General features: G+C 37.5%; 16 protein-coding genes. All 16 read right to left on the bottom strand.

The features are described 5' to 3' along the window. Positions 1 to 76 precede the first annotated feature (76 nt). The 16 genes from EO127_RS05955 to EO127_RS05880 all read right to left on the bottom strand — a co-directional run bounded on the left by EO127_RS05955 (position 77) and on the right by EO127_RS05880 (position 18,772). Positions 77 to 1,264, bottom strand: coding sequence for an NADP-dependent malic enzyme (locus EO127_RS05955; RefSeq protein WP_127448558.1), 1,188 nt, complete (start codon positions 1,262 to 1,264; stop codon positions 77 to 79). Between the two features lie 11 nt (positions 1,265 to 1,275). After that, complete coding sequence (gene speD / locus EO127_RS05950; protein ID WP_009353328.1) at positions 1,276 to 2,064, bottom strand: adenosylmethionine decarboxylase; 789 nt, start codon at positions 2,062 to 2,064, stop codon at positions 1,276 to 1,278. A 183-nt stretch (positions 2,065 to 2,247) separates the two neighbouring features. Further along, complete coding sequence (locus EO127_RS05945) at positions 2,248 to 3,609, bottom strand: tyrosine-type recombinase/integrase (RefSeq protein ID WP_127448557.1); 1,362 nt, start codon at positions 3,607 to 3,609, stop codon at positions 2,248 to 2,250. A 214-nt stretch (positions 3,610 to 3,823) separates the two neighbouring features. Then, entirely contained in the window at positions 3,824 to 4,246 is a 423-nt protein-coding gene (locus EO127_RS05940) for a hypothetical protein (RefSeq protein ID WP_127448556.1), read from the bottom strand. Positions 4,247 to 4,268: 22 nt separating this feature from the next. Beyond that, entirely contained in the window at positions 4,269 to 4,814 is a 546-nt protein-coding gene (locus EO127_RS05935; RefSeq protein WP_240646018.1) for an N-acetylmuramoyl-L-alanine amidase, read from the bottom strand. A 402-nt stretch (positions 4,815 to 5,216) separates the two neighbouring features. Next, complete coding sequence (locus tag EO127_RS05930; RefSeq protein WP_127448554.1) at positions 5,217 to 5,864, bottom strand: hypothetical protein; 648 nt, start codon at positions 5,862 to 5,864, stop codon at positions 5,217 to 5,219. Positions 5,865 to 5,873: 9 nt separating this feature from the next. Then, the gene (locus EO127_RS05925) at positions 5,874 to 6,326 is read right to left on the bottom strand and encodes a hypothetical protein (RefSeq protein WP_127448553.1); all 453 of its coding nucleotides are present in this window, start codon (positions 6,324 to 6,326) and stop codon (positions 5,874 to 5,876) included. Positions 6,327 to 6,328: 2 nt separating this feature from the next. Next, positions 6,329 to 6,865 carry a hypothetical protein gene (locus EO127_RS05920; RefSeq protein WP_127448552.1) on the bottom strand — a complete coding sequence of 179 codons (537 nt, stop codon included), beginning with the start codon at positions 6,863 to 6,865 and terminating at the stop codon, positions 6,329 to 6,331. A gap of 1 nt (position 6,866) precedes the next feature. Further along, positions 6,867 to 7,160, bottom strand: a complete 294-nt coding sequence (locus EO127_RS05915; RefSeq protein WP_127448551.1) for a hypothetical protein — start codon at positions 7,158 to 7,160, stop codon at positions 6,867 to 6,869. 440 nt (positions 7,161 to 7,600) lie between these two features. Beyond that, positions 7,601 to 7,825 (bottom strand): CD1375 family protein, encoded by a 225-nt coding sequence (locus tag EO127_RS05910; protein WP_127448550.1) that lies wholly within the window; start codon positions 7,823 to 7,825, stop codon positions 7,601 to 7,603. 1 nt (position 7,826) lies between these two features. Further along, positions 7,827 to 8,186 (bottom strand): hypothetical protein, encoded by a 360-nt coding sequence (locus EO127_RS05905; RefSeq protein WP_127448549.1) that lies wholly within the window; start codon positions 8,184 to 8,186, stop codon positions 7,827 to 7,829. Positions 8,187 to 8,201: 15 nt separating this feature from the next. Further along, complete coding sequence (locus EO127_RS08845; RefSeq protein WP_127448548.1) at positions 8,202 to 12,644, bottom strand: phage tail protein; 4,443 nt, start codon at positions 12,642 to 12,644, stop codon at positions 8,202 to 8,204. 13 nt (positions 12,645 to 12,657) lie between these two features. After that, positions 12,658 to 13,470, bottom strand: a complete 813-nt coding sequence (locus tag EO127_RS05895) for a phage BR0599 family protein (RefSeq protein WP_127448547.1) — start codon at positions 13,468 to 13,470, stop codon at positions 12,658 to 12,660. Continuing rightward, the gene (locus EO127_RS05890; RefSeq protein ID WP_127448546.1) at positions 13,463 to 13,930 is read right to left on the bottom strand and encodes a hypothetical protein; all 468 of its coding nucleotides are present in this window, start codon (positions 13,928 to 13,930) and stop codon (positions 13,463 to 13,465) included. The genes EO127_RS05895 and EO127_RS05890 overlap by 8 nt, the downstream gene beginning before the upstream one ends. Continuing rightward, positions 13,923 to 14,342 carry a hypothetical protein gene (locus EO127_RS05885; protein ID WP_127448545.1) on the bottom strand — a complete coding sequence of 140 codons (420 nt, stop codon included), beginning with the start codon at positions 14,340 to 14,342 and terminating at the stop codon, positions 13,923 to 13,925. The genes EO127_RS05890 and EO127_RS05885 overlap by 8 nt, the downstream gene beginning before the upstream one ends. A 68-nt stretch (positions 14,343 to 14,410) precedes the next feature. Continuing rightward, a complete protein-coding gene (locus tag EO127_RS05880; RefSeq protein ID WP_127448544.1) occupies positions 14,411 to 18,772 on the bottom strand; it encodes a phage tail tape measure protein in 4,362 nt (1,453 codons plus the stop codon).

Raw genomic sequence — 18,772 nt, 5'->3', positions numbered from 1 at the left:
CCCATTCATAAAAAAAAGATAGAGGTAGGTCGAATTAACACTCAACCTACCTCTATACTATATACAAGCCCTACTCTTAGTAAGGAACTTCTGTTTTACGAGCTACACCAGTTTTGATTGCCGTTTCAGCAACTGCTTTTGCTACTGCCAATGGAACACGTTTATCGAATGCATTGGCTACTACGTAGTCTTCTGCTAATTCTTCATCAGTTACAAGAGCTGCTAGCGCCTCAGCGGCTGCCAATTTCATTTCATCATTAATCTCACGTGCTTGTACGTCGATGGCTCCACGGAAAATACCAGGGAATACATTTACATTGTTAATTTGGTTCGGCGCATCGCTACGGCCTGTACCCATAACACGTACACCTGCTGCTTTCGCATCATCGTACATTACTTCTGGGTTAGGGTTTGCCATAGCAAATACAATAGCATCATCAGCTAAGCTTTCTAAAATTTCTTTTGTGAAAGCACCTGCTGCAGATACACCCAACAATACGTCAGCACCTTTTGCAATCTCTGCTAAGTTGCCTGTTTTTGTTTCTTGACCTAATGTTTTGATCAACTCAGCTTGTAAAGAATCAAGACGTTTGTAATCTTTGTTCAATACACCGGAGCTTACCATTAATGTAATGTCACGAGCGCCTGCTAAGTATAATAGACGAGCAATATTAGCACCCGCTGCACCAGCACCATTTACAACGATTTTTACTTTAGATAAATCTTTTTTTACAAAGCGAAGCGCTGCTTTTACGCCTGCTAAGCAAGCGATAGCTGTACCATGTTGATCATCATGGAACACAGGGATTTCCAACTCTTTTTTCAAGCGATTTTCGATTTCGTAGCATTTAGGGGAAGAGATATCTTCTAAGTTAATGCCAGCGAAGTTTTTTTGTACTAATTTCACAGTGTTGATCAACACGTCTGGATCTTTTGTATCGATCACCAAAGGAATGCAATCTACATTACCAAAACGTTTGAATAGCAAGGATTTACCTTCCATTACTGGAATCGCTGCCGCTGCCCCGATATCACCTAAGCCTAATACGCGAGTACCGTCAGATACAACGGCTACCATATTAGAACGACATGTTAAGTCGAAGGATTTGTCTTCATCTTCTTTGATGTGAAGGCATGGCTCAGCTACACCTGGAGTGTATGCCACTGTTAAGTCATGAGCATCTTTTAATTCATATTTTGTTCCAGTTTGCAAGAAACCTTTAAGTTCCAAGCGTTTTTCAATTGCCTCTTGTTTTACGTCCATGGGAAAACCTCCTAGATTTTCAATGATGGTAAGTTTCTACCGTAGAATATTTCCGCCATCTCTTGTTTGAGTTGTTGGTTAATTTGTTTACGCTCTTTCAGCGTCAAATCTTCTTCGGTAATACCAAACAAATAATTATTAATGTCGTACTCTTTCAGCATCATTTTGGTATGGAAAATATTTTCTTGATACACATTCACATCGATCATATTGTAGAGATTACGAGTTTTAGAGTTAATGTAATTTTGAATGGAATTCATGCGATGATCCATAAATAATTTTTTACCATGAATATCGCGAGTGAATCCACGCACTCTGTAATCTAGGCTAATGATATCGGAATCAAAGCTATCGATAAGATAGTTCAATGCATTAAGTGGAGAAATTTGACCACATGTGGACACGTCGATATCTGCACGGAATGTACTTACTCCATTGTCTGGATGACTTTCAGGGTAGGTATGAACCGTCAAGTGAGATTTATCGAGATGCATTACCACATCATCTTTATCTACTTTGTCAACAGGTTCTTCCGAAATCAGAATGGTTACACTTGCCCCTTGTGGATCATAGTCTTGCTTAGCCACATTCAGCACATTGGCTCCGATAATATGTGAAACCTCTGTTAAAATATCAGTCAGGCGCTGTGCATTGTAAACTTCGTCAATGTATTCAATATATTGGCGTTTTTCTTCTTCTGTACGCGTATAACAAATATCATAAATATTAAAACTCAAGGTTTTTGTTAAATTGTTAAACCCATAGAGTTTCATTTTATTTGATTTTACAGATGTATCCATAACTTAATATCTGCCTTCCTTATAATACCTACCATTATTATATCGAATTAAATCCATATATTCAAGACTTTCGATATATTTTTTTACTTTAATTATTAAATTACTTAATTACTTTAAAATCCAATAGAATCAATGCTTATAAACAATTTTATATGATTTTGTGTATTATTTGTGTATCTTGTATTATATTACACTAAACATTGAAAATACATTATGTTTATCCAAAACACGCTTTCCATAAACTTTTAAAATCATGTCGGGGTTTGAATGACCTACTTGTTCGACTAAAGAGTACAAATCAACACCTTTCGATAAAGCAATAGATATATATGTGTGTCTTGCTACGTGTGGGGACAAAGTAATCCCTAGTAAGTCACCATAATTTTTAAATTGTTTCAGTATTGTTTGATACCCTATGCGCCCACCACACCTGCCACTAAAGATAATATCTCCTTTTGATTTTGATTTTTGCTTATTAAACAATTCTATCAATTTATCGTCAAATACGAACACATCCCTGTACCCGCTTTTAGTCTTTGGTGGCTGAATATTTGTTGAATTTCCGTAAACATCTTTTGATATTGTTTTTGTAACGTGAATTAAAATAAATTCTTGTTTAATTTCAACATCTTCCCATGTAAGTGCTAATGCTTCTGATATTCTCATTCCAGTTTTAAACAAAAGATGTGTTAGTAGTTCATGTCTTGTATATCTTGAGTTTTTTAAGATAATACGTACTTGCTCTTCAGTAAGTGCTATTTTCTTTTGTGGCTTAAATTTTGGATTAGGATATGTAATTTTATCTATTACAGATTTGTCAATCACGTCTAGCCTGTATAGCTTATCTAGTGTATTTTTTAATATAGTCTTTACATGCCCCACCATTACATCTATTGGTTCGATTGCTAAGCTGATTGACCTTGCTGATATATCTTTGATAAGCATGTTTCCGATATATTTTTCCAACACATTTAATGTTTTGTTGTATACAAACATTGTAGATTCTCGCACGTCTTTCTTTTCTATATACTCTCTACAAAAATCTACAAATCTCATGTTAGCAATTCTGTAGTACGTTTCATCTTTTTGTGTATCGTTTTGTGTATTCTGTGCGTTGAATACTCTTTGTTGAATCACCTCGTTTCTTTTCTGTTCTGCCAACTCTCTTGACGTAAACTTAGGACCTTTATACATAATCTCTTTACCGCTAGAATCAAATCCAATTGGTAAATTTCTAATGTAAAATACTTCTTGACCGTTACTGCGAACTAATCGTTGTATTGTTCCCTTTTTAGATGGAATCACGATAGTACTCCTTTCCGTGATACCACACTCTTTACAGAATTTATTATACACACTTTTATAATACTTCGCCAATAGTAACGATACGTCAAGTTTAGTCAGTATGATTTTGCCACTACAGTCTTTCCCTAAGTAGAAAACACCATCTTTTTCTAAATCTTTGATTTTCTTTCTAATCGTCTGTTCCGTGACGTTTAAATACTTAGAAATATCCTTAACAGTATACGTTTCTTTTGTCTCCATATCTCACCGCCTTTCAAAATATTCCGAAAAGTTATACTTTACACACTTATCATATAACCAATATTCTAAAAAGTCAACATTATTGTAATTTTATTTCTGAAAAACAAAAAAGAGGGGTATACCCTGTTGGATATACCCCTAAGTTTATCTCGTCACGATAAGTGCTATTGTTGCTCCTAATGCGACTGTTTTCCAAAGATTAGTTTCTCTTTGTTTATTTGCCAGTTGTTTCTCTAACCTCTTTAATGATTCCTCGGCTTTCTGTAGCAAGCTGTCGGCTTTCTTTAAGGAGGCGTTCAACCTCTCTGTTTCGCTCCTCGACTGACTCAAGTCGCTGGATAATTTCTCGGCTATGTTTTTCAATCTCAAGGCTTCTAACCTCGATTTCTCGGCTTCTAGCTTCACTATCTTTAAGTCTGTTTTCGATTCGTTGTACATCACCGATAGCCTGTCGATATTCGTTTCTAGCGTCTGTAAGTTCATGTCTAGTGCCGTCAATTGACTCTCTGTTATCTGATACACTGTAGAAGAGTAAACCGACTGCGACAAACAAGGCAAGAAAGCTAATAGTGAAAACGATAAAAGAAATCTTATGTGTTGTAATCTGTTCTTTGATGTATCTAATATGTTCATTCATATAATCCTCTGCTGTTCGCCTTTTAAATCGTACTTCCCCACGATAAGGCATATTCTTTTGCTTTATTACGTATCCATTCTCCACCACTAAACGGAGAATCTCCAGCTCTAACTACTAGTAAATCCCAACGTTCACAATTATGATAGTATCCGTATGGTTCATGTGCAAACCACCCATCCATGTTTTCTGCTGCCTCTGCATGTGTCAACACGTGGTAAATGTCGCAAAGTAATCCAATGTCTACACACAATACGGCTATCACTTCTGCGACTTTATCTAATTGTGTTTCCGTTGGCGGTTCATCTCCTAGATTGTTTATGCTTGTTGCACCGTATGCACACATCAAAGAGATTCCAACTGCACCTGTATTTCTTCGCCATGTATGTGGCTTGTAATCTGTTAGACTGTCCATATCAGTGTACATCTTGCCGTCTTTATCAATGTTGATATGATAGTCATCAAAAGCCTGTCCATAGTGACCTGCTGTCCAATGAATATAAATCTTGCTGATTTGTCCTCTAGCGTTAATTGCTAGTGTTTGTAATTCTTGTAAAGTTATCTCTCTCAATATATCACCGTCCTATAAACTGTTCGCTAGATTTAGTATCTACTCTGTTTTTTAATTCATCTGATTCTCCATCATGGTCTTTATCTATTAAGGCTACACCATAGGCAAGTATTCCTGTGACTGTCTGTGTAGAAAATATCACGGATACAAATTGCCTTAGTTCGCTTAACAGTGAGATTAGAAACGTGACGTTAATTCCCACATGCATTGCATATACGGTGTATAGCCATGCTGATAGATAAATTCCAATAGGTAGAAAGCTGATAAGTATAACTATCTTAACGAATACAAGCGACTGTATAGAAACGTGTGCTTCTTTCAGTCGCTTGTAATAATCTTTGAGTTGATTCACTATTGTATTTATACTGACCGCTCTCCTTTCTGTCGATTGGTATCGTTATGTTATTTATTAACGGTTTGAATCTGTAGTATTCCATCGTTGTTGTTGAACTCTTTTGTTGGCTGGTCATCTTCTGTTATCCACGAGCAGGTACCTAATCGCAATAATCTAGTAGGGAACTTTCCTCTTGCCTCACTACCCATCCCATCAAAATGAATACGTATCAAGCGTTGATTCGCCTTGTCACCGAACATGACAGTTGCTACTGGTATACCATTGTCGTTTACTATCATTCCATATGTTGACTTAACAGGAGCGAATCCCTCTGGGATAATGAAGTTGCTTTGAAAACCACCACTGTTATTTGGCTTTTGTATTTGTAGCCATGTTCCGCCTTTACCATCAACAGTAGATTCACGTTTTGGCAACTTATTAAAATTGGAGTCTGTAGGTGGAGTAATTGAGATAGTAGCATAACTATCTCCGTCTGCCCCAGCAACCACTAAATTGCCAATGCGTGTCAACTGGATGTAGCTGTTACCATTCAGCCATGATGCCCCTTTTGGTGTTCGATATACATACTTCTTTTCCGTTGTTTGTCCTTGCGTTCCATTCTGCTTTGTTTCAAGAGTTAAGACCCTAGATTTTAGGGTCTTAATATCATTTCCGATTGCTTTGGCTAGTTCAATTATTCTTTGAATCAAAGTCATAACAACCTCCTAACCGTTTACTGCTGTTGTGTATGCTGCCACTAAATCTGTATCTGTTAATCCCAAAGAGTTAAGTACGTTTGTTTGTTGCGCTTCTGTTAGAGACTGCTGTTCATCAAAACGTAATCGATTATTAATAGATGTAGTCATTGCACTTGCACCAGTTTTATCTTGCTCGATATAATCTGCAATTTCTTTTAGCGTATTGAATGTCTCTGGCGCACCGTCAACCACTTTATTAATTTCTGCTGTAATAGTCGGAGTGACTAGTGTCGCAAGTTCACCTTTGAGTGTATTGATAGATTCTTCCACCTTAGCATTTACTTTGGATTGTATTTGAGATTCATCTACTCCGCCTGTACTTGCTGGTTTATTTTCAAGTGTTAACACACGTCCTTTTAAAGATTTAATATCTGCTCCGATTGCTTTTACTACTTCTGTAATTCTCTCTACTAGTGTCATAATTAGTTACCTCTCTCCAATTTATAAAGTACTAAAAAATCTGTAAACTCTCTGTTTGATGTATCAGCAACGTTATCTAAATCGTTATACTCCTCACGGTTAGATACTGCTCCGATAACATCTATCTCCCCATATGCAATGCAGTCACATCCACTAAATACATCATAGTGAAATGACTTTTGATACATATTAGTGACTAGCTTGTTAGAATCTTCTGCGGTCAGTATCATATCGACCACTTGCACATCTATTGAATTGACTATATCTACTTCGACTACTTCATTCGGATTATCCTCACTTAGCTTTCTATCTTTGTATGAATTTAAAACGATAGATTCTACTTCCTTGCGTGGTGCTAATGTCATTTTCGCAAGCACCTTATCACTGCGTTCATTCCGTCTAAGATATGCTTTTAGATTGTCGCCTAAAGTATATTCTACTGGTACGCGTATCTTCATGACTGAATCTTCACCTTTATAAATCCTAAAGTCATGTCTGATAGGTGTCATATCATCTTTGATTTTTACTATACGATTCATTCTAAAGACCCCCTGTTGTTCCCAACATTCTATCTGCCCCCTTGTTTCTGAGATACTCGATGTGAGTTTCAAGTGTTGCAATCTTTAGTTCTTGCACTGTTTGATGTTCCCTAATCTTTGTGAGTTCATTTGAGATGTTTTCGATTAGTTTGTTAGTATTCTCGTTCGCCTTTGTCGCTTGACTAATCTCCTTAGATAAAGGGGAAATGATTGCAACTTTAAAAGCTGTAATAATCATGCCGCCTACTGCTGCAACTACTGTTACTACGAGCGATACCATTGTTAGTAATTCCACTGTATCCCCCTTTAACGCATAACAAAAAGAGTGATAATCTACTGATTACCACTCCTAGCTATTATTTCTTTGTTTTTCATTTTGACGTACTCATCGAACAGTTCATTGACTACGGTAGAGGGTGATTTGCCCTGTTGCTTCATCTGTTCGATATATTCGTCAAGTTTTGTTGACGTATGGATTGTTCGCTTCATGTTACCTCTCTTTCTGATTATTTCTAAAGATTGGTATGTATTATAAAACCACTACGATATTTCCAATATTTAAGATTCATGCTGATTCTCCTTTCTGTCTTTCCACTTTGGATGACATCTCAAGATTTAATTTCTAAGGTTTGTTCCTTATGGTTACATATTAGCATGTTATTTCTTTAAAGTCAACACTTTTGTTTAAAATTTTTCTAAAAAGTTTTTATACACCCTAAAAACTATATACTTGCTTTAGTCATCCTCTTTATGACGCTCTTCCATCTTTTTAGCTATCCATGTTGCTACAGCTTCGATATAAGCCTTTGGAATTACTTTTTGACTCTCTTTACGGTCTGCCTTTGTGAGTGCATAAGCACCTGTAGATACTAAGTATCCATAGATTGGAATCATAAACTCTTGTACTTTCATCTTGTAAACTCCTTTTACATAATCATAAACTGCGTGAATTTTACTCATATTAACCCTCGCTTTCTTTTGTTTCTTTACCTGTAGATTCATCCGCTGTATCTTCTTCGGACTCCTCTTTAGGCGCTATTTCTGCCAATATACCATACAGACCAGCTACACTTTTCGCAAGTTCCTCTACCGTAGGTGTAATTACTTCTGCGGGTTCATCTTGCTTATCTGTAGATTCTTCTGTATGAGTATTTGGCGGCTCTTCTTTTGGCTCTTGCTTGACGATTGCACCATCCACTAGCCGTATTTCCCATGGGTTATATACTTCTGTGCTTTCCACGTGAGTGTATCCCTCGATTGGTTCGATTGGTGATTGAGAGGTGATAACGCAAGAGCCTGTGCTATCGAATATATAATGCATAGTTTATTCTCCTTGTTATTTCTTAAATGCAAGGCATAAGACTTCTATGTATCCATAGTAAAGGTTATAGTAAGTATAGCTACCATTTTTATTGTGTCCATTTTCCTCTGTCGTCTTTTTGGCAATTACATTATAATTTTTATCTATTCCAAACCTTAAATCTTCGATTACATCGGATTTTTGTTTATCAACCCCTTTAGTCATCCCACTCCCGATGCCGACAAATCTCATGTCATCAATTGCTTTGAAATTTCGATAGAATTTATCTTTTAAATCTCTCTGTGTTGACGAAAGTGATTGACCCCAACTTCTATAACTAAGCAATTGTTTAAGATTCAGCAATCTTAATGGAATATATATACAATCCTCTCTATTATATCCATCTGGAGCTGGAATCAACGCTTCATCTGCAACAACATATAATTCTTGTTTTATTGCCGTAATCTCAAATCCCGATTTCCTAAACGATTGAGCATCTATCGTTGCCCCTTTGATTACACCCTCGCTTGATACACTAAATGTGCCACTGGCGTTTTGTATCGTTGTACCTGTAATAGTACTGCCGTTGATTTTTGCCCCCGATATATCACCAGTCGCCGATACACTAAACGTACCGTTTTCATTCTTTAGAGTAGTTCCTATGATTGTTCCACCTTTTAGTTCCCCAACATTCGCACTAATAGCGCTAAGGGTATCTACTTTGATTTTATCTGCCGTTACCGCCTTGGCTTGCAACATTTTGCTTGTTATGATGTTATCATCAAATAATGCTTGACCTGTTACGTGTAGTAGCTTGCCGTCAATCCGTGTACCACTTGATGATAAATTAATACGACTAACAAGAGTATCTCCACTGAGAGAATTAATCCCGTTTTGCACCTTTAAGTCTATGTTATTGGTTAGCTGTGTGATTTGTGAACTAATGTTTTGATTCGCATTGGCTACTTTTGAATCGATACTACCCTCTAATTGTGTAATTCTAGTGCTTAGACCGCTGTTAGCATTTGCGACTTTACTGTCAATAGCATTTGATAATTGTGTTACTTGTGAGTTAGTGTAACTTTTACTATCTGCAATTGCTCTTGTAATAGCATTGTCCGTTTGGGTTAGATGTGATTCCAGTCCTTTTAGTTTGTTCGTTACCGATGTATTGACGGTATCACTCAATTGACTGATTTGAGTAGATACTCCACTTTTAACATCTTCTACTTTTTGATTAATTAACCCCTCTAGCTGAACAACCTTGCTTGAGATTTCACCCGTTTTGCTAGTGATAGCTGTCGCTATCTTATTATCTATTTTAGATAAATCTGCAATTGCTTGATTTACTCTCTTATGCGTTTGTGTAGCCCATGTAGCTGTAGTATTATAGTTCGCCTGTAAAGCACCCAACTTGCTATCGAATGAAGTAAATCTGCCGTCAATTCCGTCAATTTTACTTCTAATACTTTCAATCTCTTTGATTTTTGTTTCAACACTTTTAATTGCATTCGCCTGTTCAGTTAGATATGCTTGCGGTATATTCGCTTGAACAGTAATCCTAGTGTTACCACTCTCTGTACATTCTCCGAAGTAGTCTACCCAACAAAATGTCATATCGTAGATTCCAGCACTACCCATAAAGTTATACTGATTAGTCTGTGAAATATACAATGCGTCACCCACTTTGATGTGCAATTCTTTAGCTTTAGCTGGCTTAACATTAAACTGCAAGGATACACCGCCTAATATATCTTTTTGACTTTCAAGCCGTGGTGCTTCTAACTTAGGAAAATCATATGAATGAATGTATCCACTAGAATATGTTCCTAAGAGATTTCTCACGTATACATATATCTTACCTGTTCTATCTTTGAGTGATATTTCAGTTTTGTTAGATACTGTACGTGTAATCAAGCCATCACCATCGTTGCTGACTTTATCATCTGTACGTAGTTCATAGTACATAACTTGCGTTGCGTCATTAGGCGAATCCCAACTTGCTGTTATTTTGTCTGTAGCTTCTAATCTAAAGTTAGTCACATTGCTAGGCTGTGCCGTATTGTTGGTAATCAGAATGTCGCTCATCTTTGTGACTGCTTCTTCATGTACAATGCCTTTAGAGTCCACCGTTTCGATTTTTATATCATACGATTTACCATACATTACATTATAGATAGTGCCTACAGTTTCAAAGTCTCCAGCTAGTACCCATTCAGTATTAACATCTTTAGCTTTATACGATAGTCTACCTTTAGCATAATTGCCGTCTGGTATTTGCCATGAGATTATCAAATCATAACGTCCTACTCCAACTGTAGATTGCACGAACCGTACATCTGCTTGAGCATATGGTACTCTCTCAACGTCTGTCGGAGTTAATTTAACAGGCTTATTGTATGCTAATACATCTAATGGTTTCAATGTTGCGCCGTGTTTGTCATCATAGATTGACGGATTGTATTGTCGTGCTGTGATTTCATATGTGCCGTGCTCCTCACGAATCTCAATGATTCTACATTGGAATCTATCAAAGATGTTTTGTTCTACGCCATTTTCATCAATGAATGTTTTAGTAATTGTGATAATGTCACCCGGCTCTAAATGCATTGCCATAGCACCTGTTTTAAAAGTCACCGTGATAGGACAAAGACGAATAATATCTCTGTAGATTTTCCCTAGTCTAAGTGCTTGAGATTGTCTTGCGACTCCCGCTAGCTGTATCTCTTGTTCTACCGCTCGACCTCTACCAATTGGTGGTGGCAACTGATTGACTGAATCCTCAACGATAACACGTACTGCGTTATAATCTAGCGCTGGCTCTACATAGGTTATCAGTAGTTTATTAGGCGACTGGTCTATACCAGCACCTTTATACGCAAGACTTTTCTCAACGATATTATCTTTGTCGAAGTGATACACTGGAGTTTGATTACGTTCCACACGCAAGCATATCTTATCGTTTGAAAACACAATGAATCCAGCAAAACAACGCAATATATCTTTGATGTTGTCTAAGTGAGAACGTCTTTCCTGTAATACTAAGTCAATCTCATACCGTGGCTCTTTTACCACATGTCCAAATTGATTTTCATAATATACTAGTTCATCACAATAGCTAGCAACATCAATGAAAGAGTCCATGTCTAACATTTCTTTAGTGATATACTGCCCTGCACCATATACTGGATTTGTCATATAGTCCATAAGTACTAAAGCTGGATTCTTAGAAAATCTAGTACCTTTAATACGTGGGTCATATAACGTTCGACCGTCAACAAGCATTGTTACAGTAGGATTGCCACTACCTACTTCTTCTGTCCATTTAATACTACCATCTACATAAGCCATTGACGGATAACCACCGACTGCCATGTAGTTGTTTGGTGCTGATTGATTCTCATCCCCTAGATGTACTGTAAAGTGCGAATCTCTAGCAATCATGTCGCTAGATAAAGAACAGTAGACCGTTCGGTTGTATGCACTAGTTTCACCCATTGTTTGCAACTTTTCGGGTGCGTCTTGGCAATTTACTGGGTTTACTAATTCCCAACCATGTTCCTTGATTGTATTCTCTACGCTGTCGCCAATAATGTATTGATATACACCAGCAAATGATGTAAACATTTCATTTGCTTTATCCTCTCGCATATCTGACGGATGTTGCAACAACACTGCGTCATACTCGCCGTTCGCATACAATACAAGAACTTTATCGTTTCCTGTTCGCATATCTTTATATTTGTTGATGGATTCAAGGTACTTTCTACGTTTTTCTCGATAGGCTCTACTGTTGGATTCCCATGCAGATAAGTCTTTGTTGTATCGTTCGATTGCTTGCTCTTTAGATTCTCCCTCAATGTATTTGTGACCTACTCCTTCTTTTCCTCGTGCGTAGTCACTTAACTTTGGTTTGTTTTTATCTGCAGATTCTTCATCTTTTTTTAGTGCTTTCCCTACACTAGAACGCATAGCTTTACCAGCGTCAACTACTTGCACAGTTGCGTCCTCATATAGAGTATTCTTTAGTCCAAATACCTGTGGAGTATTTGTCTTTCCATAATTCTCTATTGTATAAGGGCAAAGATAACTGTTGACGGCTACACCCCTTACGCCTTGAATTTCACCCTCACATACTAGTACATGCTTATACAATACACGTCCATTATAATTCGTTCTGTGATAGGTCTGCATTCCTCCAGCCTTTTGCGTTCCATAGATAATAGGTAACATTGCTGTTCCGTCTACCCTGTTCATCTTGGCGTCAAAAGCACCTTGCGTTGTTGTTCCGAAGTCTTTAGGCTTATCGAATACTGAACCAATAGTAGACCCCAAAGATAAGCCATATAGTGCTGCCTTGAATGCACCATTTGCTACTTTCGCAAGTCCAAAAATCTGTGGAGCGAATGCACCTGCAATGGCAAGACCTAGGGATATAAACTTGCCAACCTTGCTTTTGCCACCTCTACGTTTACCCAATTAGTTCACTCCTTTATGTTTTAATTTCGTATTCATATGGTACGGATGGGAATCCGCTATATCTTCTGCGGTTATCATATCGACTACAGTCTGATTGTGTTTTATCACAACCTTGTATCATCTCAAATTTTGCGTGCTCAATATTTTGTAAAAATGGATATTCAACCTCTATCCACCCATTAGATTTTACGTTTGTAATATATCTACCTTCGCCATTAATTACTAGAATACCATGCAACCAATCTTTATATGCTGTTGCACTATCTTGTAGTGAACTTAGTCGAATAGATGTATTTTCTACTATTTCAACAATACTACCTGTGAGCGTCTTAGGCTTAATTCCACAAATAGAATCTCCAAACGTTGCATTGCATGGCAAGTGCATTTTCCGACCACCTGTAGCAAGAGGCATATCATTTGTTACTTGCACTTTGAATACACCGTCTGATGTTAGCTCTGGAGTATCTACAATGCCATAGAATAACAAACGGATATTATTTACATCTGTTAGTGCATCGGGGTATAAAATCTGATAGATGTAAACTTTAGACCCAATAAAGTTGATTCCACTGAATAATAACTGCGTGAAATAATCAGTAGTATTCGATACGGATAACTCGCATGTATCTGCCGTCAAGTCAACATTCTTTGAGATTTCACCACGTTGGACTGGTACGGCTAGATAAGTCTGACCGTTATATTCTATGTTTTCGTCACACGCACAAAATCTAAGAACAGTGTTAGGCATGTAAACTTCATATAGTTCGATAGTAAATACACTACCGCTTTCAGTCTGTTCTTTCATCTTAACTGGTAAATTAATCATCTATGTATTTATCTCCTAGTTGCACTTTCCACCATTCTTTATATCGACTGCCGTATACATCGTTTGGATTTACTCCATCGAATGTATCAATCACTGTCTCTAAAGCAAGACTGCCTGTAAATCCAACGATTTTGCCATTGGTTACATTATTATGTTTCCACTCACGCTTAGCTGTTACCGTGAGTTTATTACTACTAAAGCGTACCAACCGTGGACGATTCGCTTCATCAAAAAAAATAAACGGGCGCGTATTGCCACCCATTTCTTTAAAGAATTTATCCAATTTAATATAGTCATCGGCATCACCTGCCACATCAATCTGCCAATCTTCAATAGGATTGATAGATAGCTGTTGTACTTGTTTCTTTTGGCTTTCAAAGACTACCTCTCTTGTTGCGAATGATACGCCTACTACCGTTTGAAAACGATAAGGCAATGGAAATATCTTATATTTAATCATTCGTTACACCTCTACGTCTGAATGCACATAAGAACGCCTGTTTCCAAAATTTATATTTGTAGACTGCACTGCGACTACCCTCACCACATGGTACTTCCATTGCTATAATGTCGCCGTTACCGATAAAGACTCCACAATGTAAATCCCCTAATACGTCAAAAATAACTACGTCTCCATATTCTAATGCATATGTATCTCTAACCTTGTCAAAGTTTTTCAGTAAATATCTAAGTAATCTTAACTTATGATGTTTATTAAATTCTTCTAATGTTTCGGGGTCATCTTTACCGTCTCTAAAATCTTCTTTCCAATCGTGTAACGCATAGAATTTTCTACACAAATCAACACAATGATTTTTATCTTTAGAAAATCCATACTGTAATCCAATTAATCCGTATATCTTTTCGTTCATATTAATACCTCTACATATAATGTAAAAAACCGTGATTTTGTCAACCACGGTTTTTATACATATTCTATTTATCGTCTACCGTTCAATTTACCCTGTGCTCCTAACTTTTGGTACATTCTTGCAAATTCTGCGTCTGTCATCGTTTGTTTAGTAATCACTGGTTGCATAATAGTAGCTTGACCACCGCTTGCATTCTGCTGGTTATTCGCCATGAATGTCAGAATGTTTACCATGCTTTCTGTTAGTGATTCTAGCTTACTCATCGATTTTGTTTGTCTGCTGATTTGACTAGCTGTTTTACCGCTTGCTACATCCTTGTTTTTAAACACTGGCTGAACACCTCGACCATCTGCAGATACACCTAAGTGGCTAGCCGTTTGTTTTAATAACATTCGACTTCTTGGCGAATTAGAATCTAGTGGAATTACCATTTCTTTTTTTCCATGTTCACCAGCACGATAGATTGCGTCCTCATCTACAATACCGCCGTTTTCATGTCCTAAGAATTTAGTCCACCCTGCACCACCACTTCTAAAGGTAGTCATAGCATATTTAGACCCGCCACCACCGCCAAATAAACCACCTAAGTTTAATAGCTTACCTAGTGGACTTGTTGCTCCTTCGCCTATTCTAAATAGTGCGTTCAGTGCGTCATCTGCTAAGCCTTTCCATAGTTTCTTCCAAACGTCTTTGATAGATTTACTTTCCATGACAATATCTTTGAATACATCTCTAGCTGATTGTCGAACGTCTTTCTGTAATGTTTTCGCATAGTTTTTGGCAGCATTTTCTACTTTCTTGAGTGCTAACTCTTGCTTTAATAATTCATCTGAATTTGAACCACGTTGTTTCATCAACTCAAGTTTATCACGTTCTAACTGTACTTCCGTTTCTAAGAACTGAATCTCACGTTTATGTTTATCCTCTGAATTTTCATAAACGTATTTCATTTCCTCATCTGACAAAGCCTTTTTAGTATCGTTGATTTCTTTCTTCTTGTTATAATCTGTATCTTCAATCTTACGCTTCATTACCTCTAGTTCAGTTGTGTCTCGTTTGATTTTGTCATTCAGTTTATCCATCTCTTCTGAAATCTTATTGATATTATCTAGCTTTTCATACAATACTTTGTTGGACTCTTTTTCAAGGTGTAACAGTTTTTCTTGTTTCATAAGTGGAGTTAGCTTAGAATACTCTTCCAAAGTAACACCTAGAGAATCTTTTATCTTTTGTTTATCTGTATCTGTAAATTCGCCAGCTAAATACGTATTATAAGCGTATGTATAATCGTTAAGAGATTTCTTTAGACTATCGTATTGCTTCCGATGTATCTCTAGTTTTTCTGTCATTGATTGTACAGTTTCACCATGCAGTTTTTCTTTATCAGATACATCATCTAATGCTCTTTTGTACTTTTGTTCAGTGTCTTTAGATGTAAGCTCTAAAGACTTTCTGTAGGCTTCGTATCTCTCTTTTAATGCTTTGGCTTCTTTCTTTTCGGGGTCTTCCTCTTTGTGATGTCCACCGCCGTGGTGTTTTCCATCGTCACCGCCTGTAGGTACTTCTGAACGTGTTGAGTCTGGAGTACTGCTTGAAATAGCACCTCTCATTGTATTGATTTTCTCCATCTCTTTAGCGACAGCGGAAGATTTTAAATTCTCCATTCGACTGTTGACTTTTTCTTCCAATTGTGCAATGGTTGCCTTTTCTTGACTGATTTTAGTGTCAATATCAGTGCCTGCTATTCCTAATGACTGTAGACTATCTGACGCTAGACTGTCTGATTCTGCACCATAATTTGCTTTATCTGATTCTAACTTGGCAAGGTTTGACTTCGCCATACTCAACTGTAGATTGTCTGATATATGCATTGCTGCCTCTGCCCATGTCATATAGTTCATTATTGCAAAGATTAAATCCCACCACTTTGTTTCCTCGTTGTTTATCCATGCAATAACGTCACTTGTATGTTTTTTAATTTGTGCAGCTGCGTCATCGATATGTTCTTTTGCCTGTGCTTCTGCCTTGCGAATCGTATCTTCCTTATCTCTATACTTTTGTTGCACCTTTTCGATGTCATCTCTAGTTGCTTGACCTGTGGTTAGAATTGCCGCCTCTTCCTCACCAACGGTATTTACAAGGATTTTTCTTGCTTTGTCCATTTCTTTTGTGATGGCAATCTCTTCTGCAGAACCCTCAACGTATCCCTTGCGTTTCTCAGATAGACTGTTGTATGTGTTAGTCATTCGTTCGATTAACGGATAGGATTCTTCCATACGTCTAAGCTGTTCATCGTAAACCTCAATCTCTTTGTTTAAAGTATCGATGTGCTCCGCTTCTTTTTCGTTGGCTGAACCAACGTAAGATTGATACAACTGATAAGCTACACCAATAGCTGCTAAAATCCAGTGTGCCTTTTCAAGCGCTGATACAGCACGTCCGACTGCCCCTACGCTTGTTGTTGCCGTTGCCCCCATTGCAGATGTTGCGTTACTAGCACCTCTCATTGATAACGTAAATGCTCTAACTTTAGTTATCAACTCTGTAAATTTGCTAGATAGTTTCGTAAGCGCCGCTTGACCCTCTACGGCTAGTTTAGTGAACATCTTTCCACTAACTGGTAGTGTGAGAATAAGCAGTGATACAGCTGGATGAATCTTATCAATAGTTTGTAATAGCCAAAGAATAATATCAAGAGCCCCTTTAAAAATTGTAGCCATCCCATGGTGTCCGCTAGTCATTTTTTCAAGCTGTGCAGTGATAGATTTAAGTTTTTTGTCAATCGTATCCAACTGCATAGCAACCTGTTGTTCGCCGAATCCACGTGAAGATGTAGAGATTTCTAAGGCTGTTAGATATTCCTTCAAATCAAGCATTGCACCAGCTTTATTCCATTGGAATTTACCGCCCGATATACCTTTAAGCAATTCTTCCATGTTTTCATTCGTGGTTTGTGCATGAATCATCAAATCAACAAGAACATCGTCTACAGCTCTAAACTCTTTCTTACCACTCTCACCGATTTTATAAACTTGAACGCCAATTCGTTCTAACTCACCGATGGCTTTATCAGAATGAATCGAACCAAAGATAGATTTCAAGGCGTTACCAATCTCTCCACCTTCTGCCATTGTTTTACGTGCCATGACGGATATTAATGCTTGTGCTGAATGGAATGAGACTCCCACTTCTTTGGCTGACTGCGCCATACGCCTGTTGGCTTCTACCAATGTGTTAGCACTAACAGTGTAGTTGTGTGACAAAGCTGTCCACGAATCAATCATCATGTTAGATACCGCCTGTGCTTGAGCGGCGTTTTGAATGTGGTATCCCCATTGCATGATAGAAGATTCTAAGGCTTTATTCGACTGTACAATACTAAAGTTATCCGCTATAGCTAGCTTAGTCGCTTGTTGAGTTAACGTTAAGACTGTTTCGTTGTCTTTATATGCTCGACCCCACAACGTTGCTGATTCAATAGCTTCTTGGCTTGTTGCCCCATACTTAACGGACAAATCAATCAGTGCGTCTTGCATTTTGTGTAATGTTTCGACAAAGTGCTCACCGTTTTCAACCGATGTATTTAAGCCTTTGGACAAATCCTCTGGTGTAATATCTGCTAGTGCTTTCTTGAATAAGTTGACGTTTTGCTCCCCATGTGCCATTACCTGTGAAAAACTTGCCATCCCTACCTCGATGTCTCTCACAGCACCTATTGCACTAGTTATCTGACTAAGACCGAACCATGCAATCCCCCTAGTAGTAAACCATGCTAATCGAGCGGAAATGTCTTTTGTTGTTTCTTCCCACAATTTTGTCCACGAAAAGGCTTCTTTTGTATAAGATTCAATTTCTCGAATTTCTTGTTTTACCTTAGTAAACTCGCTACTGATAGCTTTTGCCTTACTTCTGTACAAGTCCATGTTTTTCCCATAATTTTCGTTATAGTTTTCTTCCATGGCTTTTCGTAACTCACCTAATCGTCTTGCTCTATCAAGTACCTCGTAACTATCTTTTGTTCTTGGTAAGTGACCGTTGTTTTTACTGCCAACTCCGTCTTGCTGTGTTTTGTTAATTTCATCCTTAATTTTCGCAATTTCTTTGGCAGCCTTAGTAGAGTCATCTGCTAATTCTTTTATTTCCTTATTGAACTCACCATTCAGCTTTTTGCCTAATTCTTGTTTTACAGCTAGTGTTTCTTTAAATACACCGTTAACAGCATTAATCTCTTCTTGCATTTTTGCAATCTTGTTGGTTAGGGTGTCAATAGAACTACTGTCTGCATCTATACTTAAAAGTTTACCGCCTTTTTTCTGTATTGTGTCAATAGCTTTGTATAAGTTCCCAATACTTGCAATAAGGTCGTCTACATTTTTCTTTGCACCACCTGTTGCGACCGATACAGAATACTTAATGTTATCTCCTGCCAT

This window comes from Veillonella sp. 3310 (assembly GCF_003999875.1).
Taxonomy (GTDB): Bacteria; Bacillota; Negativicutes; order Veillonellales; family Veillonellaceae; genus F0422.
This window is presented reverse-complemented; position numbering and strand designations above follow the sequence as displayed.